Origin of the sequence: Maribacter sp. 2-571, assembly GCF_050589625.1 — a bacterium.
Classification (GTDB): Bacteria; Bacteroidota; Bacteroidia; order Flavobacteriales; family Flavobacteriaceae; genus Pelagihabitans.
The window spans coordinates 51,555-75,331 of record NZ_JBNGOP010000009.1 but is presented as its reverse complement, the minus strand read 5'-3'; the positions used below and the strand labels follow the sequence as shown (position 1 = coordinate 75,331).

The window sequence follows — 23,777 nt, the reverse complement described above, 5'->3', positions numbered from 1 at the left end:
TGTTTCTAAGTTGTACAACTTGGATGTCAGCACAAGAATACGTAGAATTTGAACCCCGTTTGGACGGTGATAATATTGAAATTCGCGGGGATATCCTTTTGGTAGGAAACAACATCATGAACCGGGCGAGCCAAAGCAACCCGCAACAAGCAAATACCCCTTACAACGGAAACCAGAACAACAATAGCCTTTGGATGGAGTATATCGACATTGACTCCGATCCCGCTACCTTTAGCTCAAGTAGTGCCGAACTTAACATTCCGGATCCGGATTGTTCGCAAGTACGATATGCCGGACTCTATTGGGCGGGAACTTACCCCAATGAACGAAGCACCAATGGAGGACAACAATTTAGCGGCACACCAAGAATAGAGGAGTGGAACGAAATAAAGTTCAAAATTCCGGGAGGTAACTATGTAGACCTCGTTGCAGATAATGACCCTGACCCGGCCGGGGAAGAAGATGATATTATAGTCAATGGTTATCAACCAGCAAATCCAGGGACATTTATAAAGGACGGTCCTGTAGTATGCTATAAAAATGTAACCGATTTAGTTCGTTCGAACGCCAATCCCAACGGGGAATATACCGCGGCCAATATCAGGGCCACTCGCGGAAGGCGCAGTGGTTCCAGCTCCGCAGGGTGGGTCTTGGTAGTTATCTATGAAAACCCTACCGAACCTGGTAAGTTCATTTCCACATTTGACGGATACGCCAGTGTATCCAGAAGTGCCAGTAATATTGATGTATTGGTCGAGGGTTTTAGAACGTTACCCGCTCCTTTTAATGTTAATGCCAATATTGGTGTAGCGGCGTTGGAAGGGGATTTGGGAATTCGCGGAGATCGATTCTTAATCGATACCCCAATAGCAGCGGGCGGGTTCAATAGGTTGGAAGAGAACAACAACCCCAGAAACAATTTCTTCAATTCCACAATAACCTATAAAGGAAATCAGGTTCCCACAAGAACCCCCTATGGTACGAACACCTTGGGTCTAGACTTGGATTTAATTGAACTCGACAACAACTTAAACTCTATATTACCGAATGACGAAACAGAGGCGACCTTGCGTTTCACGTCTTCAGGTGATGGTTATGGTCCTTTTCTGGCGGTATTTGCAGTTGAAATTATCGAACCCAATATTGTGTTGGAGAAAAAGGTTCGCGAATTTGGCAATCCCGACCCCAATACCAACGATATTACCGGTGCCGGAGTAAACTTGGGAGATGATCTGATTTACGAGCTTACGTTTAATAACATTGGAAATGATGATGCCACAGGTTTAATACCCGGAAGCTCAGACCCCTACGAGGCAAATTACATCATTCGCGATCTGCTCCCTATAAATACGACACTTGTAAACGTAGATCTATCACAGGCGCCTAATGTTGTTTATAAGGAAGAAGCTCCCGGAGAGCTCTTTTTCGCGATACCCGATAATCTGGTTTTGGAGGGTGGGCCCCGATATACTATTCGAATTCAAGTGAGGGTTGCCGAAAATTGCTTTGATTTTGTAGACGCTTGTTCCAATAGAATCGATAATCTAGCTTATTCCACCTATCGCGGTGTCGACAATTCCGCTACCATATCCGATGACCCCAGTGTCTCGGATTTTGACAATTGTGGTTTTGTAACTCCGGGCGCAACCAATTTCTTGCTCGATGATCTAGACGATTGTAATTTTACAAGAACGGAACAACTTTGTGGAAACAGCATACAATTAGAAGCTGGAGAAAACTTCAACAACTATGTATGGGTCCTTGATGCCAACAATAATGGTGAAATCGACCCAGGTGATCCCGTATTGTCCGATGGACCCCAGAACAGTATTGTAGTAAGCGATGTCGGCACCTATATTGTGGACAAACAAATAGACGATCCTTGTAAGGGTTTTAAGGAAATCATCAATGTAGAGCGTTTTGGCACCACCCAGACCGATCCGATCATTGCCCTGTTTAACGATGCCAATAACGATGGAGATCCCGACAATGATATCCGGGGCGAAATCGCCACCTGTAGCGATAATGGACGGGACATTACCAACCTTTTCCTTTGCGGATCTAACGATTCCCAAAACATATCGCTGAACATATCGGATGCTCGCGGAATTTCCTGGCAGCGTTTTAATGCATCGGGAAGTTGCGTAAATACCGATCCTTCATGCCCTACGGTAACCAATAGCTGTTATTCCGAGGTCACTACCGGAAACGTTTTTACGGCAAATACGGCAGGCCAGTATCGGGTGGTACTCACCTACCAGGACGGTTGTACCAGTATCTTTTACTTTAACGTATTTCAGAACAACCTCGACATCGAATTCCGATCAAGGAACATCATTTGTGAAACCCCGGGCAACATTACGGTCACCAGACCGACCAGTGGCTATGGTTTTCAATTGTTCAACTTGTCCACCAATAGCGTTCAAGTACCTTATGGTGTCAGCAATAGCTTTGATATTACCACCTCTGGGGCCTACAAGGTAGAAGTGATCCAATTGGGGCCGGACGGACTTCCGTTAACAGGGGCCTGTGTATTTGAAACCGATCCCATAGAAGTATTGCAACGACCTTTTGAGGTAACCACCAACCTGACCCCGGAAAATTGCAATACCCCCGGTTCCATAAACATTCAGGCCCTGAACGTGGTAGGGGATTATCATTACGAAATTCGTATCGCCGATGGTAGCCCACCGCCCCCGATTACCAGTCCGGATTATTATGCCGGGCATCCCGGTGGAACGTTTTTGGATGATGAAAGGGCACAACCCAGCAACAATTTTACCTTTAACAACCTTACCCAAGGAGATTATCATATCATTACCCGAACAGCGGACGGTTGTTTTAATGTTACCGATGTAACGCTATCCCGAGATCCTAATCCCGTTGTTTCCGCTATAACAACGGCAAATATTGGTTGTACTGCCGGCACAATTGAACTTACTCCCAACGGGGGTCCTGCCGGCACAGAATACAGTTATGCCATTTGGAGTAAAAACGGAAGTCAGTTATATACCGACATTAGCGATATTCCGGGTTCGGAATTTCGGTTGAGCAATACCTTTACCTTTGGATGGGAAGATGAGGACGCCGATGACATCTATACCTATATTCCCAACGATGATGGAACCTACATCTTTATCGTAGTAGACGATAACAACTGTATCGGATATTCTAATCCCGTTCGCATAGATGACAACGGCTCCATGACGGCCACGGTGCCCACTCCGGTCGATGTTTCCTGTAGTGGGCGGACCGATGGCGAAATCAATATTGTGGCCACAGGTGGGGTATCGCCCTATCAATACAGTATCGATGACGGAACCACTTTCCAAAACACGGCAGGCTTTGTAAACCTAGGTGCCGGCACCTATAATGTAGTCGTTACGGACGACTCCGGTTGCGAGGTACGTTTTGTACACGATGTCAACGAACCATTTCCGTTATCCGCGGCTACCGGGGTATCCAGGGACGTTAGTTGTAACCCTACCTTGGGAGCGCAGGTTCGGGTCACCAATGTTACCGGTGGTACGGCACCCTACAGCTATAGTTTTGATGGTGGTGCCAACTTTGGAACCAATAGTGTGGCCGACCTTCAAGCGGGATCGTATACTATCATCGTCAGGGATGCCAACGACTGCGAATTCCCTATGAATATCACCGTGGACGATTTGCCACAACGGCCCATCGTCACCCTTACGCCAACAGTGGACTATGGTTGTGATGGTCTTGGCACCATTGAAATGAGTCCGGACATTACCACCTACGACTATACCTATGAACTTAATGGGGTGTTGAATACCCCTCCCGATAGCAATACCTTTACCGGACTCACGCCCGCCACTTATACGGTAACAACAAATTATATTCCACAAACTCCACCGACACCTAGTGTTCTTTTACTGGAAGATTTCGGCTCGGGACCCACGGTGCCCAGCCCCAATACCACCATATATTACTATGAAGATCAAACAGGGGGCACACACGCCAATATGCGCCCAGGGGACGGTACCAACACCCAAATAAACGACAACGAATATGCCGTCACCAGCAACATTGTTAGTCCTTTTGGTGCTTGGATCCGCCCGGTGACAGATCATACCTCCAACGGAAGCGATCCTGATGGTCGATATTTGGTAGTAAATATCGGTGAACCCGATACGGGACAAGCCATCTATCGTAGTATAATAAATGATATTTACCCAAATCAAGACATCACAGTTTCTTTGTGGGCTTTAAACCTCATGCAAATGGGGAACCCCAATGGAGTTGACCCCGATTTGACTATTGAACTTAGAGAGGTCAGTGCGACCGGTGGTACCGGAAATTTGGTAGCTTCTGCAACAACAGGTATCATTCCTCGTAACAACACTTGGAACCAACCTCCTTTAATTTCGTTAAACCCTGGCACAAATAGTAGCTTGGAGCTATTGATTATTACTAATGAAAGTGAAGATAATGGCAATGACGTCGCCATTGACGATATTCTGGTGGAACAGACACCGGAAGTTTGCGAACAATCTATCGATACCGAGGTGTTGATCGAGGGTGGTAGAACCTTTGAAGGGGCCATTACCGGAACCAAAGATGTAACATGTAACGGACAAAGCAACGGTAGTATTACCTTTAGCGTGGCCAATTTTGACCCAACCGCCGGTTTTGACTACTCCGTGGACAATCGGGGCACTTGGACCAATAGCACTACTTCCCCACAACCCACACCGGAGCTCTATGCGGCCGGGTCACATACCGTTTGGATCCGTAAGGCGGACGATACCAGTTGTATGTTCTCGTTAACGACAACAATTTCCCAACCCGATTTGATAACCGTAAATGCTTCGGTTACCTCCGCGCTGACCTGTAATGCCGATGACGCGGTCATCACGGCCAACGCTACGGGAGGTATCCCCGGTTTCACCTATCAACTGCAAGATGCCAATACCGGCACCCCGATTACGGGATACGATTTTGCCACCAATACTACCAATACGGTCTTTTCAGGATTGGGAGCGGGCAGTTACATCGTGGCCGTTTTAGATACCAATAATTGCCCTGCACAGACGGGCACACCCATTCAAATTGTTACCCCTAGCACACCTGTTATCGATACGGTAGACGCAACCGATTGTTACAGCGGTAATAGTGATGGCACCATTACGGTGACCGTTTCGGGTGGTACTGGCACTTACTTGTTCCAATTGAACGGAACCGGCCCTTGGCTATCCCCGGATACGGCGACACCAAATACCTATGTTTTTGAAGACTTGTCAAACGGATCTTACACAATCGATGTTAGTGATAGTCTGGGATGCGATGCGGTACAGGAAACTGCCCAAATAAGTCCATCCCTGAATATTTCCGCCACCGCCGCCAACATTCGCGCATGTGATACCGCAACGGACATAAACATTACTGCAAACGGTGGGTCGGGGACCCTTGTATTTGCCATTGCCCCGCGCGGTACCGTTCCGCCGGACGGGAATTTCTCCACCACCAATCCGATTTCAGTGTCGGTTCCCGATGATTATGATGTGTTTGTTCGGGACAATTCGGGAAATCCGGGGTACTGCCAAGAACTGTTCCCGATTACTATCGCCCAAGATCCGCCATTGGATGTCAGTGTTGCCCATGACGACGTTAGTTGTAACGGCGGCGCAAATGGTAGCATATCGGTAACGGTCAATGGAGGAGGAGAAGCACCCTATCGTTATAGTATCGACAACGGCGCTTCCTACCAACTCTCCCCTAACTTTCCAAACCTTTCACAGGGAGATTATGAAATTCAGGTCATCGACAACAGAGGATGTAATCTCCCTGCATTTATTGCCAGAACGATAGCACAGCCCGACGCGTTGTCCGCTGATAACCCAGTACTCACACAGGATTATCTCTGTGGGCCCGTACTTGGGCAAATTACCGTGAGCAACCCCATGGGAGGCTCCGGCAGCTACCAATACAACATTAACAATGGTGCGTGGACCACAAGCACTACGGGAGGTCATATTTTTACCGATTTAGCAGATGGTACCTACACTATTCTCGTTCGGGACGCCAATGACCCTGTTTGTACCCTCGTTTTACCGGATGTGGTAATCGACCCCTTACCGACCCCACCGACCCTAGGAGATTCCATCACCTATAATTGCGATGGATCCGGAAACATTACCATTACCCCATTTGACGCCAATTACACCTATATCCTGGATGGGGCATTGCCCGGCCAGACCGGAACGGGAGCCAATGTGTTTTCCAATGTTTCCCCCGGCCCACATACGGTTACCGTAGACTATGGGCGCGATTGTTCGCTCGACCATAACCTTACCGTTTTGGACGGACAAGCCTTTGCCGCCACAATAATCAGAGCTACCGACCCCAGCTGTAATTCTGACACCGACGGGACCATCCGTATCGAAATCGAAAATTTTGGCAGTAGCTATAGCTACACCACTGATGGTGGCACCACTACACAGACCGGAACCACCAGCCCATTAGATCTAACAGGCCTAGGGGACGGTACCCTAAACATCGATATTACCGTTGGGTCCTGTACGCTTCCCTTGTCACGAACATTGACCGCACCCAGCGCAGTGCGCACCACGGCGAGTGTAACAGAAGTGTTGACCTGTAACAATACCGCCACAGGTGCCACCATAACGGCCGATGCCATGGGAGGAACCCCTGGATACGAATATCAGTTGGAGAACACGAGTGGAACTGCCATTAGCGGTTACGATTATGCCACTAACGGGTCCAATACCATTTTTTCCGGATTGTCGGCAGGAGATTATATCGTTAGGGCGCGGGACGTAAACGGTTGCGATGACGAAATAGATACGGCCTTATCCATTGTTACCCCAACAATACCAGCGTTTACCGCCGTCCCTACACCTTGTTACTCCGGTGCCAACGACGGTACCATAGCAGTAAATGTTACCGGAGGAAATGGAGCATACCTGTTCCGCATCGATGGAGGTCCATGGGAAGCCCCAACACCGGCCAACTCATTGAACTATACGTTCTCCAACTTGGCCAACGGTAGCTATACGATCGATGTTCGGGATGCATACGGCTGTAGCCCTGCCCAACAAACCATCGTATTGAACCCTCAGCTAAGGGCGACCGCCACCTTACGGTCGGATCTGACCTGTACGGCGGACGCTACTATTGATATCGACGCTATCGGCGGTTCGGGAACTTACTCCTATCAGTGGGGCAACACCGCCACTGGACCGTGGAACACCAGCGGCTTTACGGGCAACGTATTTACCACCAATACCGACGGCACCTACTATTTCTTGGTATCCGACACCACAACACCGACCGTATGTACCGTAACCACCAATGAGGTTGTGGTTTCTCCGGCCCTTACACCGGTCATCACAAGTATTACCCCGACCAACCTACGGTGTAACAATGATGCTTCCGGGGCCTTGGATATCGTTATCGATACCAATATCGGTTTGGCGCCCTTTACCATTTCCGTGGTAAACACCAGTACGGCCACCAACTACGGCACACAGACTACAGGCCTCGCAGCAGGAAATTATGAAGTGACCGTAACGGACGCCAAAGGGTGTTTTGTTGTGGGTACCGAAACCATTACCGAGCCGGCCATTATCGACTATACGGCTACGAGCACTCCTATCACCTGTGATGTGAGCGGCACCACGACCAATCCGGGCTCTATAAGTATTTCAGGAATTACGGGAGGCACCGCCGAATACACGTATTACCTTTCGGCCAATAACGGCATCCCTACGCAAACACATGCCACTACTGCTACTACCAGAGACCATACCTTCGATATCTTAAATTTTGGTATTTACCAAATTGACGTAGTCGATGCCAATGGGTGTTCTGCATTTCAAACCGAAATTATCGCCTCGCCGCCCAATGATCTGGACATTGATGTCACCACAGCAACGGCAAGTTGCGCCGATGGAGGGACCGCAATCGTTTCGGTAAGTAGTGCTGTTGGTAGTGGTGATTATTCTTTTGCCATTTACGAAAGCAATACACCGCCCTATTCCAGCAACTACGTTGGGCCGGATACCCCTGGCGGGGATACGGTAACCTTTTCGCAGGCGGCCAATGGTATTTATCTTAGCCCGGGAGTCACCTATACCTTTGTCGTTTACGACAATGTGACCAACTGTTATTATTTCGAAGAGGCCTTATTGCCTATCGATTCGCCATCCAATCTAACGTCGACCTTGGATGAGGTGGCCAATGTAAGCTGCACCGGATTTGCCGATGGAAACATTTCGTTCACTTTTGACAATTACGATGCCGCGGCATCAGATGTAACTTACGAAATATTCAATGCACAGTCCAACATTTCCACCGGAGCTCCTATTTCCGTGCCGGTAAGCGCTCCCGTCACCGCCCAAACCATAAACAACGCAGGAGCTTTGCCACAGGGCGAGTATTATCTGTTATTGACGGAAGTAGGCGGTCCGTACGCCGGCTGTTCGGTAGCTGGTGGCACCTTTACCATCCGAGAGTCGGTAAACCCGCTATCGGGCGACGTAAACGTTACCAAAAACGACAATTGTAATCTAAATGCAGGTGTTATCACTGCCAATGGACAATTTGGTACCGGACCCTACGAATACCAAATATTGCCGTTTTTGACAACCCCACCGGTAAGGGCCACTTGGGCAGGTTCGGCAACCAACGTATTTAATGTAGAAGGCGGTAGTTATGACGTGTATATCAAAGACGCCTTTCACTGTATTTGGAAATCGCCGCGAATTGATGTGCAAACCGATCCCGATCCCGAAATTTCGTTGGCCGTCGTAGATGAGTGCGCTACCGAGGGCAATTATGAGGTGCTGGTAACGCTCGACCAAGCGGGTAACGCTCCCTATGCCATAAGTGTCAACGGTTCGGCCTTCCAGAACATCGTTTTTGATGCCAGTAACGAATACACCATAACAGGGTTGAGTTCCAGTACTGTTGCACAAACGGTTGCCATTCAGGACTTGGAGGGTTGTGGGGAAACGGAAAACTTCACTATTTTTCCAAAATTTCAGGCAAGCGCCACGGTAACCGGACTGTTGAACTGTATCGGTTCGGGCAATGCGGAAATTACCATTACGGCTACGGACGGATCGGGCAATTTTGAATATGAGATCAACGGTCCGGTCAATCAGACCAGAACGGCCATACCCGCTTCAGGAGTCGCATCGCCGACCCATAGTACCGTATGGAACCTGGCCGATACCCCAGGAGTGTACACGGTTTCCATATACGATACCAATTCGTCGGCCTGCCCAACGGTAATACCGCTAAGGGTCGAAGACCGGATAACACCTGTTTTTGACGACATTGCGGCAACGGATATCAGTTGTTTCGGCGAAAACGACGGTACCATTACGGTCAGTGTTGTTGATAACGGAATCGGTCCCTATACGTTTAGGATTACCAGTTTGGATGGTGCCGCAGTTTCCATACTGCCCACCACCACATCGGCTACAAGTGCTATCTTTACCGGGCTCGCGCCAACAACGACAGCTGCTGGCTACGTAGTTACGGCTACCGCCGATGCCGCGACCAACAATTGCCCTACGGATACTACCATACCGATCACCATATCCGAACCTTCAATAGTGGATGTTCCGCTAACGGCGATCGCCATTACCCCATTTGCGTGTACCGCAGGAAACAATGAAAACAACGCCGTTATCACCGTACTTACCAGTGGTGCCGGATCGGTCAACGGTGGGTCGGGTACTTATACAAGGTTCGTGTTTATAGAAACCGCCACGACGACCGTATTGCAAGATGGTACGGATAACACCTATACGGAAACCAGGGTCATTAATACTGACCGTGACTACGACATCATCGTTTATGACGATGAAGGTTGCTCCAATGCTGCGCTTCCAACAAGGGTTACCATACTCGGTTTTGACGAATTATTATCGGTCTCCAGCGCCTATACCGTAAGTTGTAGCCCAACCCCTGATGGGGAAATCACCATCACGGCGACCTCTACGTTCAACGATACCACAAGGTTCGAATTCAGTATCGACAACGGTACCTCCTGGCAAGATCCCAATGTTTTCAGTGGCCTGTCCATAGGCGCCTACACGATATTGGTGCGCCATAAGGACACCGGGTGTATACTGCCCGTATCGGAAACCATCGAAGACCCGAACACCTTTGATATCGATGTTACCGTAACGAACAATGTAGTGTGCCATGGCAGTGCCACTGGTGCAGTTACTTTCGCCCTAACGGACGCCACTTACACCGGACCGTTTACTTGGACGATTTATAGGGACAACAATACGCCATTGGATTATACCGATGACATAGCGTACGACTCTGGCGATGAAAACACACTCTCATCAAATGCACTGATCGCCTCAGGATACAACATTGAGATTACCCAAACAAACTTGCCCGGCTGTTCCAACAGACGTGCCTTTACCATCGGCGAACCTAGCGATCCGATTTCCGGAGACCGCACGTTTACCGAAATCACCTGTAACCCCACAAACAACGGAACTATTGAAATTATCGACGTTCAAGGAGGTTGGGGCGATTATTCGTACTTCATTTTTGACACTTCCTTAACTCCCGATACCAATGATGCCGCCAACTATGGTACAAGTCCGAGGGCGGACAATCTGAGTGCCGCCATCTATGAAGTATGGATCATGGACCGTGAAGGCTGCACACATCAACTGCCCAATGTTAGATTAACAGATCCATCCCCGATCTTAGCAGATCTACAGATCATTCAACAAAACTGTACCGATTTTGAAGGGGAAATCGAAATTACCGGTATTCCTTCCGGCAATCCTATTAGTGGCGGACAGGGGAGTGGCTATACGTTCCAGTTATTACGAAACGGAATCGCTTTTGGCGCACCGCAGACGACAACCTTGTTTACAGGATTGGGAGCGGGCGACTACACCGTGGACATCACCGACCAATGGGGATGTACCGCCACAACACCGACAACGATTACGTTCTTTGACCCTATCGTTCCCTCAAAGACCATCGTCAAACCTATCGACTGTAACGGTCCGGGTGAAATTACCATTACCCATACCGGTGGATCCTCGGGTACCTATACCTATACGGTAACGTTCCCTGACGGTTCTACACCCTTTCCACCACAAAACACAGGGGTATTTACAGGCCTATCCGATGTTGGGGAATATACCTTTACCATTACGGATGACATCAGTGGTTGTCCCAAAACCATTGTAGAAGAGTTGGTCGCCATCGTATATCCGCAAATTGCGATCGATAATGTGGACGATGCCAGTTGTTTTAACGTAGCGGACGGTTTGATCACCGTTAGCGTTCCCGACAATGGCCTAAGCCCGTACAATTTTGAAATTACCGCTGTAGATGGTGCCGCAACATCGATACTACCAACAACTACCACGGCATTGACCGCCACTTTTGACGGCCTTTCCAGCACCAGCGGTGTCGGCTATACGGTGACAGTGACGGGCGACAATGGTTGTCCCGATACCATCGACATTCCGATTGCGCAACCTAGCGAAATACTGGTTCCCGACCCGAGCCCGGTTTCCTTCGAATGTAGCAATGGGAACAGAACGGACTTCCCTACCATCAGCGTTACCGGTGTTACCGGAGGTACCAATACCTACCCAAGATACGTATTCGTAAACACCGATACCGGCATTACGGTACAGGACGGCAGCAGCCCGGACTATACGGAAACCGATTTTGCGGGAGGAAACTATAGTATTGAAGTCTTTGATACGGACGGTTGTTCGGGAATGGCGGCAAACACCGTTCAAATTGTGCCTTTTGATGAGTTTACCGATCTTACGGCTACCGCAACTCCCGATTCTTGTGGATTTGAAACGGTGACCTTGTATGCCGAAAGTGCCTTTACCAACTCCGCGGCGGATCCTGCCAACTACCTGTTCCGAGAATTGGGCGGTACATATCAGCCCTCTGCCGTGTTCCCTGGTTTAGAAGTCGGTGTACACCGATTTGAAGCGCAGAACATTGCTACCCAATGCATATTGGAGGTACAATATATCGTAGAAGACCCCAACACCTTCAGTCTTGCCATTGACAAACTGAACGATGTCATCTGCTATAACACCGCCACTGGGGCGATTACCTTGGAAATTTCTGATAGCAGCTATACCGGAGATTTTGATTGGACCATATTTGAAACCAACGGAACACAAACCGATTTTACGGATGATACCCAAGTAGATCAAGGCAGGGCTCCCGCCAATACGGTCATCAATCCAAACGGATTGCCATTTGGCAATTACCGGGTACAGATTTCACAAGTAGGCGTTCCGAACTGTGATCTGAACAATTATTTTGCCATTAGCCAGCCCGATGAAATTATGCCAAATGCCACCATTGAAGCATTTGTAAGCTGTGGCGCCGGAAACGACGAGGGTAAAATAAGGGTTGCGCCAACGGGCGGTGTTGGTCCATACACCATCACCATACAGTCCGCATCACAAAGCTTTACGCAAACGGGCGTTTCGGCCTATATCTTTGAGAACCTTACCGAAGGAAGTTTTGACATTACCATTACGGACGCCATTAACTGTACCCCTGCTACGTTCGCCACTGCAATCGTACTGGAACAACCCGATGATATTGTGGCTACCATATCTACGCCGATACTCCGTTGTTTTAATGGTAACGATGCCAGCTTAACGGCAATCGTAGGACCTCGGACGGTTCCTGCAAATCCGGTGTATGAATATCAATTGAACCGTTATGGTGACAGTGCTTCGAATACTCCCCAACAGAGTGTTGTCCAAAATGGACCTACATTCGACGATTTATCACCTGGTTTTTATAGTGTTACCGTAAGCGACGATATCGGTTGTTCCGAGGAATCCAATATAATAGAGGTCATTAACCCGACCGAGGTAGCGCCACAGTTGGTAAAAACAGCTTCAATGACCTGTAATAACGGCGCCACGTTCTTACTGACCGCTACGGGCGGCGCAGGTACGGGAGTTGGACCTTATGAATATTTTAATACCCAAAACAATACATGGACTCCAATGTCCGGCGGTGATTCTGAAGTATTCCCTAATGCTTCCTTTACCGGTCCGCTAAGAGCGGGAACCTACCAGTTTTTGGTCCGCGATGCCAACCAATGCGATGCCGTGATGTCCAACGGAATTACCGAAACGGAAATCACCCCGTTAGCGCTTATAGACGTTGAGGCGACCCTTATAGGGTGTTTTGACGATACCGCCACCATTTATGCCGATGCCATTGGTGGTTTGGGAGACTACGAATATGAACTGTACACCAACTATACCGGAAGCCTTGCCGACCTGGATGCGCTGGATCCGGCAAATTTGGATGCCACCACACGTTTGCCCGGCACCAATACCACCGGAGAATTCCCGAACCTGGTTGCCGGAACCTATTATGTAAACGTCATCAGTGAGGACTGTACGGCCAACCCGATACAGGTTATCGTTGCACCGGCCACCTTCCTCGAATTTACACCGACGCAAACCGACGCCACCTGTTCCGAAGAGAACGACGGTACCATTACAATTCTGGACAATGGAGGAGGAACCGGCGTTTACCAATATGCAATCTCCGGACCGAACGACAACAACCTACAACAATTCGATACTATAAACACGTTTACCGGTTTGGAAGGTTCTCCAACGGGTATTGTTTATAGGGTCATCGCACAGGACTCCAACGGATGTCCACCAAGCTTTTTCGAAATTACCATTTTTGAACCGGACCCCTTACAATTGACGGTCGAACCCACAGGAGAAAGTTGTTTGAACCGTAATGATGGAAGTATTCGGTTAAATATCACCGGTGGTACGGGACAATACCGAGCCGCACTCAATGTGGATTCCGGTCATGTTCCGATTACCGACGGCTACGAATTTGAAAATTTGGAACCCGGTATTTATGAAATATACCTTTTGGATGAGAACGATTGTCCGGCACTGGCCATTACCACAGTAGCACCTGGGGTAAACTTAAATGCTGAAGTTACCCCGGTATATGAATGTGCCACCGATGTGCTGTCCAATTATGTAAACATCACATTGGAAGACGAAAGTGTTCTTGGCGACGTGCTTTACGCACTGGACTCCCAAGATATCAATGATGCGCAATTGACACCGGATTTCAGGAATTCTGCTCCGGGCGAACATTATATTACATTGTTTAGCGGCCGTTGCGTAAGTGAACCGCATCCTTTTGTCATCGATGATTTTGAACCGCTAGAACTCATACTTCAACAGCGGAACATTAATGAAATTACCGCCGTGGCCAGTGGAGGAAGGGCGCCGTATACCTTCTATTTTGACGATATCAACAACGGCAACGACAACACCTACAGAATAAACCGTACCGACACCTATACCGTTCGGGTGGTCGATGAAAACGGTTGTGAGACCAGTGGCACCATATTTATGGAGTTCATCGATATCGAAATTCCAAACTTCTTTACCCCTTCGGATGGAGACGGTTTGAACGATACTTGGAAACCAAGAAACGATGAAGGCTTTCCAAAGATACTAACTATCATTTTTGACCGTTATGGTAGAGAGATTTATAGAATGGGCATCGGTGATCCGGGATGGGAAGGCATTTACCAAGCCAAAGAACTGCCTAGCGGGGATTACTGGTACATTATTAAACTGAACGGAGAAACCGACGAGCGCGAGTTTGTTGGCCATTTTACCCTATATCGATAAAAATTAACCGAACTGAACCATGCGCAATACGCTATTAACATTTGGCCTCCTTTTTTGCTCCATACTAGCCAGAGGACAAGAACTGAATTCACCACAATTGTCCCAGTATTTGGCCGACAACCCTTTTGTGTTGTCGCCGGTATATGCTGGTATTGGAGATCATGTAAAGATCAGGCTTAACGGACTTGCACAATGGGTGGGTATTAAAGATGCGCCCCAGACCCAATCTTTGGCCGCGGACATGCGTGTCGGCGAACAATCCGGGGTGGGACTTTTTCTTTACAACGATAGCAACGGTTACACCAAACAACAGGGAGCGCGCCTTTCCTTTGCGCATCACCTTACCTTAGATCGCTACGACGATGAATTTCTATCTTTGGGACTCTCCTATAATTTCAATCAATTTCGTATCGATATCGACGAGTTTATCGATGGTAATTTAGATCCCTCTGTAGTGAACAACCGGCAAACCACCAACCATAACTTTGATGTAGGTGCCATGTACCGCTACGGTAAATTTTATCTTAGTGCAAATGCGTCCAACCTTTTAGGAAAAGACCCTAGGGACCTTACCTTTGATGCCGACGAACCCAACGAACTTCGAAATTATTACGTATACACGGGCTATCGCTACCGAAAAAATAAAAATAGCGACCTGGAAATAGAGCCTTCGTTACTGTACAAGATTTTTGAAAGTGATGGCCGTTCCGAAACGGACCTTAACCTTAAATTTCGATGGTACGATTTTGAAGATTACTATTATGCCGGTGTCAATTACCGTTTCTTGAACGACCAAATTGGTGATCCCCTTTATATTGCGCCTTTTGCAGGTTTAAAAAAATCCAATTTCTATTTTGGATATTCCTACCAGATCATCTTGAACGAAATTATCACCTATAGCACCGGTACCCATGTAGTTACCATTGGAGTAGATCTCTTCCAGGGCCTTAGTAATTGTAGATGTACCTACTAACACTGGTATCATAACACCATTTACAAATACGGCAACCTAGCTTCACTTTATTCGGACTATTGGCTTAAGTTTGCCTAAAACGATTTGTTTTGGGAACAATAAAGGTTGAAAACATTAAAATATACGCCCATCATGGGTGTCTTCCGGAAGAAACCATTATCGGAAGTGACTATCGGGTAGATGTATCGGTGACCGCCGATTTTTCCCGATCTGCATCCTCGGATCAACTCGAACATACCGCCGACTATGTTACCATCAATACGATAGTGAAAGAAGAAATGCAAGTTCCTTCCAAACTCTTGGAACACGTTGCGCAACGCGTGATCGATCGGATTTTTAAGGAATTGCCGATCGTTTCCCATACTGAGGTACAGGTTTCCAAAGTAAACCCACCGATCGGTGGTGATGTGGCCAAAGTAACCATAATCCTATCTGAAAAAAGAAGTTGATTATCTAAAATTATATTACCTTTGCCCCGCTTAAGGGCATCGTGGCCGAGTGGCTAGGCAAGGCTCTGCAAAAGCTTGTACAGCGGTTCGAATCCGCTCGATGCCTCTAAAAAAATCTCTGTTTTCACGACAGGGATTTTTTTGTTTGTAGTATGATAATAAATATAGGTACAGCGGTTCCCCCAACGCTTCGGGGCGCTCGATGCCGCTGCAAAAATCCCTGTTTTCACGACAGGTTTTTTGTTCGTAGTACATTGAAACTATGGGTTCAGCGGCTTTTTTGAAGCATAAGGTCGCTCAGTGCCCTTAACACCACAAATAGTATAACATCAAAATCCACAACTATCGGATTTTTTCAATATGTTCCAAACCCTTTTCAATGGTAAACTTGTCCTTGGGTAAAAAACCTTTTATAATCAACACGATACCGCAGATAATTAAAATGATGCCGAGTGCCTTTTTTACCAGTCGTATGCGTTCCCTTGTCAACTTTTGCTTGAGTTGTTTCGCCAAAAGAATTTTAAAGATATCCGTAATGAAATAGGCCGATATCATAGCCGTAAAAAACGTGATAATACGAGAAGAATCGTTGTTTAAACTCGGTCCGACAACGATGATGATGCCCAACCAAAAAACCAATACCCCGATGTTTATAAAGTTGAGTAGAAATCCTTTTACGAACAGGCCAATGTATCCTTTGCTTTTTTTTATAGGGGCATTTTCCATCCCTTTTGCCATTTTCACCTTGTTCTGCTTCTTTACAAAAGTAGTAACCCCATATACCAATAGAATGACCCCTCCAAAAACATAAAGTCCCGGTTGGTTGCTGAGGTTTTCCAACAATTGAAAGCTACTAAAGTATGCCGCACTGATAAAAAGGACATCGGCCAGAAGTACGCCGAGGTCAAAAACTACTGCCGCCCGAAACCCCTTGATCGCACTGGTTTCCAACAATACGAAGAAAACAGGTCCGATCATAAAGCTTAAAAGAAAGCCCAATGGTATGGCAGCCTGAATATCTTCCCACATCTGATCTACAAACAGTTATTAGTTAAAAAAAGGATTATACCATTACAAGCGGGTAACGATACCACCAAAAACGGTTTTCTCGTCCATTTTTGACGGGTCGCCGTATACCAACACTTCTCCACCGGCCTTTACCGTGGCCTTTACGTAATCGGTCGCAAAAATCTCCGCTTTTGATCCGGCATTTACGTTAACGGTGGTAAACTTGGTCTTTAGTGCCTTACCCTCATACACCCCGCCGGTGTTTATAGCCACGTCCTGCAGATCTGCAGAACCGCTGGCTTCTATCTGTCCACCCGTAACAGTTTTTATCAACAACTGTTCTACCTCCGCCGAAACCACCAATTCGCCCCCTTCTTGCGCTTTTAGCTCTAATACGTCCTGGGTAATGGTCGATTTTGTGGTAATTCTGGCATCTTCGTTTACATCGATGATGACGAGGTCGTTATTGTAATACAAATCGATAAAAGTTCGATAGCCACTAAAAATCTTATCGATTTTCATACGGAGCTTTAGCACACCGTTGTTATTGACAACGGCCACTTTTTGCGTATTCGCCCCTGTAATAACGGCCTTATTTTCATCAGATCGGATCAGATTCACCGAAAGTCCGTCGAACGCCTTTACTTCCGTAAAACGCTGCAGTTCCTTGGTAATCTTTTCATCCTGTGCAAACGAACCAAAAAGGTTGGTAAACACTACAATACACAACAGGATAATTTGTTTCATATCGCTTTTTAAACAGCCCCAATATTATAAACAAATGGTATTCCCAAAAATTAGCTATTCATGCTTACCGATAAGCGAAAAATCCAAATGACGTTTCACCAAATCGGTACTTTTGACCATAACGACCACTTCGTCTCCCAAAGTATACGTTTTTTTTGTGCGTTCTCCTACAATGGCGTACTGCTTTTCGTCAAAGATATAATAATCCCCTTTGATATCCCGAATACGCACCATCCCCTCACATTTGTTCGCTATAATCTCCACGTACATGCCCCACTCGGTGACCCCGGAAATTACGCCTACAAATTCTTGGTCCTGATGGTCCTGCATAAATTTGATCTGCATATATTTGATGGAATCCCGTTCAGCGCTTGATGCCAGATACTCCATATCCGAACTATGTTTGCATTTTTCGTCATAAATGGCCGTCTTCGCCGTTTTGCCACCATCCAAATAATGTTGTAACAAACGGTGTACCATTACGTCGGGGTACCTTCTGATCGGGGAGGTAAAATGGGTATAATACTCAAAGGCCAATCCGTAATGACCGATATTTTGGGTAGTATATACCGCCTTGCTCATACTCCGTACAGCAAGGGTATCCACCAAATTCTGTTCTTTCTGCCCTTTTACGTCGGCCAAAAGTTTGTTCAAGGAACTGCTTATGGAATTTTTGTCCTTGAAGTCCAAGCGATGCCCGAACTTTGAAACGATGCCGTTCAACGCTTGCAGTTTTTCCTCATTGGGTTCATCGTGAATTCGGTACACAAAGGTTTTTTCAGGTTTTTGTTTCCCGATAAACGCGGCCACCTTTCGGTTGGCCAACAACATAAATTCCTCGATCAGTTTATTGGCGTCTTTCGATTCTTTGAAATAGACCCCTTCCGGTTCGTTATTGTCGTTCAAATGAAAACGGACTTCTATGGAATCGAAAGATATGGCCCCCTTGCCCATACGTCTTTCGCGCATGATCTTTGCCAATCGGTCCATCGTCAGCGTAGCGTTCACTACCGCATCCGACACTTCATATTGCTTTCCACGAATGGAAATTTCCTCTGGAATAAGGCCATTTTCATTTTCAATGATATATTGTGCCTCTTCATAGGCAAAACGTTCGTTAGAGTTGATCACAGTACGGCCAAACCACTCGTTTTTGACCGTTGCCTTGTCGTCAAGCTCAAAAACTGCGGAAAAGGTATACTTTTCCTCGTTAGGGCGAAGCGAACAAGCATTGTTCGATAATACTTCGGGCAACATGGGCACCACACGGTCTACAAGATATACCGAAGTGGCCCGCTCATAGGCCTCGTCATCTAAAACGGTACCTGTTTCCAAATAATGCGACACATCGGCAATATGGATGCCAATCTCGTAATTACCGTTTTCCAGTACCTTGAACGACAATGCATCATCAAAATCCTTGGCATCTTTTGGGTCTATGGTAAACGTCAGTTCGTTTCGCATATCCCTTCGTTTGGCGATTTCGTCTGCCTTAATGCTAGTATCCAATGCATCGGCAAACCGTTGTACTTCCGTGGGAAAACTGTACGGTAGTCCGTATTCCGCTAAAATGGAATGTATTTCGGTGTCGTGTTCTCCCGGTTTACCCAATACTTCGGTTACCTTTCCATAGGGCGAGTCCGCCTTGTCGGGCCATTCCGTAAGGGTTACCACAACCTTGTCGCCGTCCTTGGCCGCTCCTACATTATCCTTGGAAACAAAAATATCGGTATACATGCGAAAATCGGAAGGTCGTACAAAAGCAAATTTCTCCTGCATATCCACAATTCCCACAAAACTTGTTTTTTTACGCTCGACCACCTTGGTGATTTCGCCTTCCAATTTTTTCCCTTTTCTTCGAGGGTAGATGTAAATTTCAACGGTATCCTTGTGAAACGCTTTTTTGAGTTTGTTGAAGGGGACAAAAACATCGTCGTCCAAACCTTCCACAACGATATAGGCATTGCCTTTTCCGGTAATGTCAACAATACCGGTATGGTAGGTTTTCTCTGTTTTGGGAACCGAAACAGCCTTATACTGACCCCGGCTCTCCTCTATAATGCGCTTTTTTTCTTTTAACTGCACCAACCGTTTTATCAATTGATTTCGGTCGTGGGCTTCTGAAACGCCTATTTTAGCGGCTATTTGTTTATAATTGAAGCTCTTTTGGGGTTCTTTTTCAAGAACGGTAAAAATTCCTTTAGTGATTTCGTTTTTTCTATTGTTATTCGCTTTCCTTTTCTTTTTGGACATGTATTCTAGTTAATTTGATTCGAAAATTACGAATTATAATCTTTAGCCATTGGTAACGGTCTTTTCATGCTCGTTTTATGAAGTATGAAGACAGTTATCAACAACTAGTATATCAATTCTTTTTTTCTTTTAAATTTTAAATAAATTTTGGTGATTATGATGGGGTGTTGATAGTTCTGATAAAAAAATGGTCGAAGACTTGTCTATAACAGATGTTAAGACTTATTCACAGAATATTTTACAAAAGTAAGTTGAAAATGAGTGTTTTGAAACTATTATCACTATTGGTTGATAGTGCGTATCAACATTTTTTTTTGATAAGTAATTGTAAATACTATGTTAACTTAAAGGTATTCTCTTTTTGATATGTTGATATCAAGTTCTAAAAACATAATTCTTTTTTTCACTTTGGATTTTGTAAACTAAGAAATTTATGGAATTACCAAAAAGGAAAGTTACTTTTTTATGTTGTGTTATGAACAACTTATGGGTATTCTTCAGACCACTAATTAACGATGTTTTTTTGACAGTTTATAAAATATGTTGTGAACGTACTACTTTTTGATGTGAGCCGGTGGTTATAAACAACAATTTGTATTTTTACGGCAAACGTTAAACACGTAAAGATGAAAATAGCGATTGGAAACGACCATGCGGGTACCGAATATAAACTTGCTATCGTAGGACTATTGAAATCCATGGACATTTCCGTCGTCAACCATGGTACCGATGGTACCGACAGCGTAGATTATCCCGATTTTGTGCATCCCGTAGCCGAAATGGTGTCGGAAGGTAGCGTAGCATACGGTATCATTATTTGTGGTAGCGGTAACGGTGCGTCCATGACGGCCAACAAACATCAAAAAGTACGTTGCGCCCTTTGCTGGACAAAGGAAATTGTTGCCTTGGCACGTGAGCACAACGATGCAAATATACTAAGTTTACCGGCACGGTACATTTCGTTGCCGCAAGCTTTGGACATGGTACGTACTTTTTTAAATACCGATTTTGAGGGAGGAAGACACGAACGACGGGTCGAGAAAATACCATGTACCTGATTTATGGAAGTCCAGGTAAAATCTTTCGATGCGCTTACCGTTATGGAACTATATGCCATTTTGCGATTGCGCAGTGCGGTATTCGTGGTAGAGCAAGCCTGTATTTATCAAGATGTGGACGATAAGGACCAAAAGGCCTTACATGTCATTGGATCAAAAGATGGTACTTTGGTAGCCTATACCAGAATTTTTGCTGCTGGGGATTATTTTAAGGAGTCCAGTATCGGTAGGGTAGTGGTAGCCGATTCGGAAAGACAGCACGGTTACGGCAGGGATATCATGATAGCTTCCATTAACGCTATCGATGCGCATTTTAAAACAAAGACCATACACGTTTCCGCACAGACCTACCTTCAAAAATTTTACAATTCCTTAGGTTTTGAACAGGTTGGAGCACCCTATTTGGAAGACGGACTCCCACACATGGGCATGCTAAAAAGGGGAAGTTAGATTTTTATGGGCGTCTTGTTGGAGAGGTTGATATCCTCTAACATCGAATCGGTAAACTTATAATGTCCCTTGGTGGTGATAATACGAAAACGGTGGGAATTCATTCGGCTCATCGTATCCAAAAAGAGCCATTTCGACTTTAGTAGATGCGGTTTTTCCGACTTCAAGCTGATGTCAAAATAGTATTTTCTGCCATTTTTAACGGCTACAATGTCCGGAGTTATTTTTGAACCGCTTTCTTTTCTCAGATACGACTTGGGTTTTTCGTATCCCTCGGTATCGGCTTTGATGTCTTCAAAACCGCTCGTTTCTAGATAATTGATCGATTTTTGTATAAATGCCTGATTTTCTAATTTATCTAGTTCTATCATAACAAGCAAGCTAGCAGAAATAATTGAAATTCCAAATTTTGTTCACATTTAGTATCGAAACAAAGCCTTAGTTTAGAATTTCGGTAAACAAATCGATCAAGGGCTGGTTTACATTTGTTGCATCGGGAATACCATAACCGCGGTAAAGTCCAAAATTATCCTCATGATAGGTGTGATAGGTAAAATGAATATTTTTCGCCTTGGCAATGGAAACCATATCCTTTACATAATTTAATCCACCCTTGTTGTTTTCAAAGCAGGGATATCCCGCACCGAATTCGCCCATGTACAAGGGCACGTTTTTGGCCTTGGCCCAAGCATCCAATTCATTGATTACACTTTCTAAATAGGCCTTGTTTCTTTTATAAACGGGTCCGTCGGTGGTATAATAGTCGAGCCGTATTTTACATTCCGCGGAAACCGCGACATTATTCCCTTTCATCCAGCCGCTAATTTGATAGGAATGGTTTTGTGTGGTCTCAAAAAGTACCGAATAGTTGCTGAAATTGGCGTCGTCGGTGGCTCCTTCTATGTAAAGGCTTTTTTGATCGTTGTGCCCTTCCGTGGTCGATATCCCAGCGGTACCGCTTTGATTGCGGCTCCAATAACTCCATCCGTCCGAGTCGCTGAGGTCTGTTTCATAAATGTTTCGGATAAAAACACCATCGGCATCATACTCCGATATTACAAGATCATCAAAATACACACGTCCGGAAACATTTTTGGCTACCAGTGCCGGAATGGCCATTTTTATGTTGGTGTCGGTAACTTTAAAGGGAACCCCTTCAAAATAGCGCCAAGGGGTGGTATTGGCAGGCAATTGTGGATTGTCAAAAGACGTGGTATACCAAGTAGGGTAGGCCACCTCGAGTTTCTCCTCATCGGGATAGGTACCTCCGTCCCCTAAACCGGAAAATTCCATAAGCTGATGGGTATAAAAGAAAGGCTCGTAACCATGAAATTCATAAACGATATTGGTTCCGCTGATATCCGGAAAATTAAAGTTGGTATCTGGGTCGGCATTTTTTACATAAATGGCCTTCTCCATAAAAAGAAGGTGGTGTTGGTTCACCGAACGAATGCCATCTACGAGTTTTTGCGCGAGTACACTCCATTGCGTGATCGACCTTGTAGGAACAGGCTCGTTCAAAGGCCCAAATCCGGCGATTTGAACTTCATCCGCGTAGCGTTCGGCAATGGCTTTCCATAGCGCGATCAGCCTATCTTGGTTGGCCATATCGTTCCAAAGGGCGTCGCCTTCACCTTGCGATTGGTAGCCTCCTTGTGGGGCATGCATGTTCAGTATAAGATAAACACCGTGTTTTTTGGCCCAGGCGATATTTTGGTCCAACCAATCCCAACCGCTTTGGCGGTAGGTATACGGGTCGGCATCGTCCTCAAAGTAGGTATAGTTTAAGTAGAAGCGTATGCTGTTCATGCCCATATCGGCGACCCGTTTAAAATCTTCTTCGGTATGATGCTCGGGAGGCAGCGGCCCGTTGTCCCAAATAAAGTTGGAAAAGGCAACACCTTGTAAATAAATGGGATTTTGATCGGCATCCACTAGTTGGGTTCCCGATAACTGAAGCAAGGGGTTTTCGGAATTTTCTTGACCGTTCGGATTTTCCGGTTCCGAAGGCTCATCCGTTTGTGTCCGTGGTTGGGCCTCTTCAAAAGGCGTATCATCTTTACCCCCGCAGGCGGTCACCAAAAATAGTAAGAGTAGGGCATATGTAAATGGTTTCATAACACCGTTT

Annotated in this window: 10 protein-coding genes and 1 tRNA gene; 6 read left to right on the top strand and 5 right to left on the bottom strand. The window is 46.1% G+C overall.

The features are described from left to right. Positions 1–23: 23 nt before the first annotated feature. The 4 genes from ACRD7P_RS08510 to ACRD7P_RS08495 all read left to right on the top strand — a co-directional run bounded on the left by ACRD7P_RS08510 (position 24) and on the right by ACRD7P_RS08495 (position 16,239). The gene (locus ACRD7P_RS08510; protein ID WP_430907122.1) at positions 24–14,711 is read left to right on the top strand and encodes a T9SS type B sorting domain-containing protein; all 14,688 of its coding nucleotides are present in this window, start codon (positions 24–26) and stop codon (positions 14,709–14,711) included. Between the two features lie 19 nt (positions 14,712–14,730). Then, positions 14,731–15,684: a PorP/SprF family type IX secretion system membrane protein gene (locus tag ACRD7P_RS08505; RefSeq protein ID WP_430907121.1), complete on the top strand. Its 954-nt coding sequence runs from the start codon at positions 14,731–14,733 to the stop codon at positions 15,682–15,684. Between the two features lie 89 nt (positions 15,685–15,773). Further along, entirely contained in the window at positions 15,774–16,133 is a 360-nt protein-coding gene (folB, locus tag ACRD7P_RS08500) for a dihydroneopterin aldolase (protein WP_430907120.1), read from the top strand. 35 nt (positions 16,134–16,168) lie between these two features. Continuing rightward, positions 16,169–16,239, top strand: a tRNA-Cys gene (locus ACRD7P_RS08495). Positions 16,240–16,475: 236 nt separating this feature from the next. Here the strand turns inward: ACRD7P_RS08495 and ACRD7P_RS08490 are convergent. The 3 genes from ACRD7P_RS08490 to rnr are packed head-to-tail and all read right to left on the bottom strand — an operon-like array spanning position 16,476 to position 20,141. Then, complete coding sequence (locus ACRD7P_RS08490) at positions 16,476–17,162, bottom strand: LysE family translocator (RefSeq protein ID WP_430907119.1); 687 nt, start codon at positions 17,160–17,162, stop codon at positions 16,476–16,478. Positions 17,163–17,204: 42 nt separating this feature from the next. Continuing rightward, the gene (locus ACRD7P_RS08485; RefSeq protein ID WP_430907118.1) at positions 17,205–17,888 is read right to left on the bottom strand and encodes a head GIN domain-containing protein; all 684 of its coding nucleotides are present in this window, start codon (positions 17,886–17,888) and stop codon (positions 17,205–17,207) included. Between the two features lie 54 nt (positions 17,889–17,942). Continuing rightward, a complete protein-coding gene (gene rnr, locus ACRD7P_RS08480) occupies positions 17,943–20,141 on the bottom strand; it encodes a ribonuclease R (protein WP_430907117.1) in 2,199 nt (732 codons plus the stop codon). Between the two features lie 626 nt (positions 20,142–20,767). Between rnr and ACRD7P_RS08475 the strand changes: the two genes are divergently transcribed. Both ACRD7P_RS08475 and ACRD7P_RS08470 read left to right on the top strand, forming a co-directional pair. Continuing rightward, positions 20,768–21,199, top strand: a complete 432-nt coding sequence (locus ACRD7P_RS08475) for an RpiB/LacA/LacB family sugar-phosphate isomerase (protein WP_430907116.1) — start codon at positions 20,768–20,770, stop codon at positions 21,197–21,199. Between the two features lie 3 nt (positions 21,200–21,202). Then, positions 21,203–21,649 carry a GNAT family N-acetyltransferase gene (locus ACRD7P_RS08470; protein WP_430907115.1) on the top strand — a complete coding sequence of 149 codons (447 nt, stop codon included), beginning with the start codon at positions 21,203–21,205 and terminating at the stop codon, positions 21,647–21,649. On the opposite strand, the gene ACRD7P_RS08465 is transcribed toward ACRD7P_RS08470, so the two are convergent. Together ACRD7P_RS08465 and ACRD7P_RS08460 are read right to left on the bottom strand one after the other, a co-directional pair. Continuing rightward, positions 21,646–22,020 carry a hypothetical protein gene (locus tag ACRD7P_RS08465; protein ID WP_430907114.1) on the bottom strand — a complete coding sequence of 125 codons (375 nt, stop codon included), beginning with the start codon at positions 22,018–22,020 and terminating at the stop codon, positions 21,646–21,648. The genes ACRD7P_RS08470 and ACRD7P_RS08465 overlap by 4 nt on opposite strands. A gap of 67 nt (positions 22,021–22,087) precedes the next feature. Next, positions 22,088–23,767, bottom strand: coding sequence for a cellulase family glycosylhydrolase (locus tag ACRD7P_RS08460; protein ID WP_430907113.1), 1,680 nt, complete (start codon positions 23,765–23,767; stop codon positions 22,088–22,090). Positions 23,768–23,777: the final 10 nt, after the last annotated feature.

What these genes read in the sequence shown, in the direction of transcription:
- ACRD7P_RS08475 (WP_430907116.1), top strand. Translation starts at nt 20,768, where the DNA reads ATGAAAATAGCGATTGGAAACGACCATGCGGGTACCGAATATAAACTT.
- ACRD7P_RS08510 (WP_430907122.1), top strand. Translation starts at nt 24, where the DNA reads ATGTCAGCACAAGAATACGTAGAATTTGAACCCCGTTTGGACGGTGAT.
- ACRD7P_RS08490 (WP_430907119.1), bottom strand. Translation starts at nt 17,162, where the DNA reads ATGTGGGAAGATATTCAGGCTGCCATACCATTGGGCTTTCTTTTAAGC.
- ACRD7P_RS08470 (WP_430907115.1), top strand. Translation starts at nt 21,203, where the DNA reads ATGGAAGTCCAGGTAAAATCTTTCGATGCGCTTACCGTTATGGAACTA.
- ACRD7P_RS08460 (WP_430907113.1), bottom strand. Translation starts at nt 23,767, where the DNA reads ATGAAACCATTTACATATGCCCTACTCTTACTATTTTTGGTGACCGCC.
- ACRD7P_RS08485 (WP_430907118.1), bottom strand. Translation starts at nt 17,888, where the DNA reads ATGAAACAAATTATCCTGTTGTGTATTGTAGTGTTTACCAACCTTTTT.
- ACRD7P_RS08465 (WP_430907114.1), bottom strand. Translation starts at nt 22,020, where the DNA reads ATGATAGAACTAGATAAATTAGAAAATCAGGCATTTATACAAAAATCG.
- rnr (WP_430907117.1), bottom strand. Translation starts at nt 20,141, where the DNA reads ATGTCCAAAAAGAAAAGGAAAGCGAATAACAATAGAAAAAACGAAATC.
- ACRD7P_RS08505 (WP_430907121.1), top strand. Translation starts at nt 14,731, where the DNA reads ATGCGCAATACGCTATTAACATTTGGCCTCCTTTTTTGCTCCATACTA.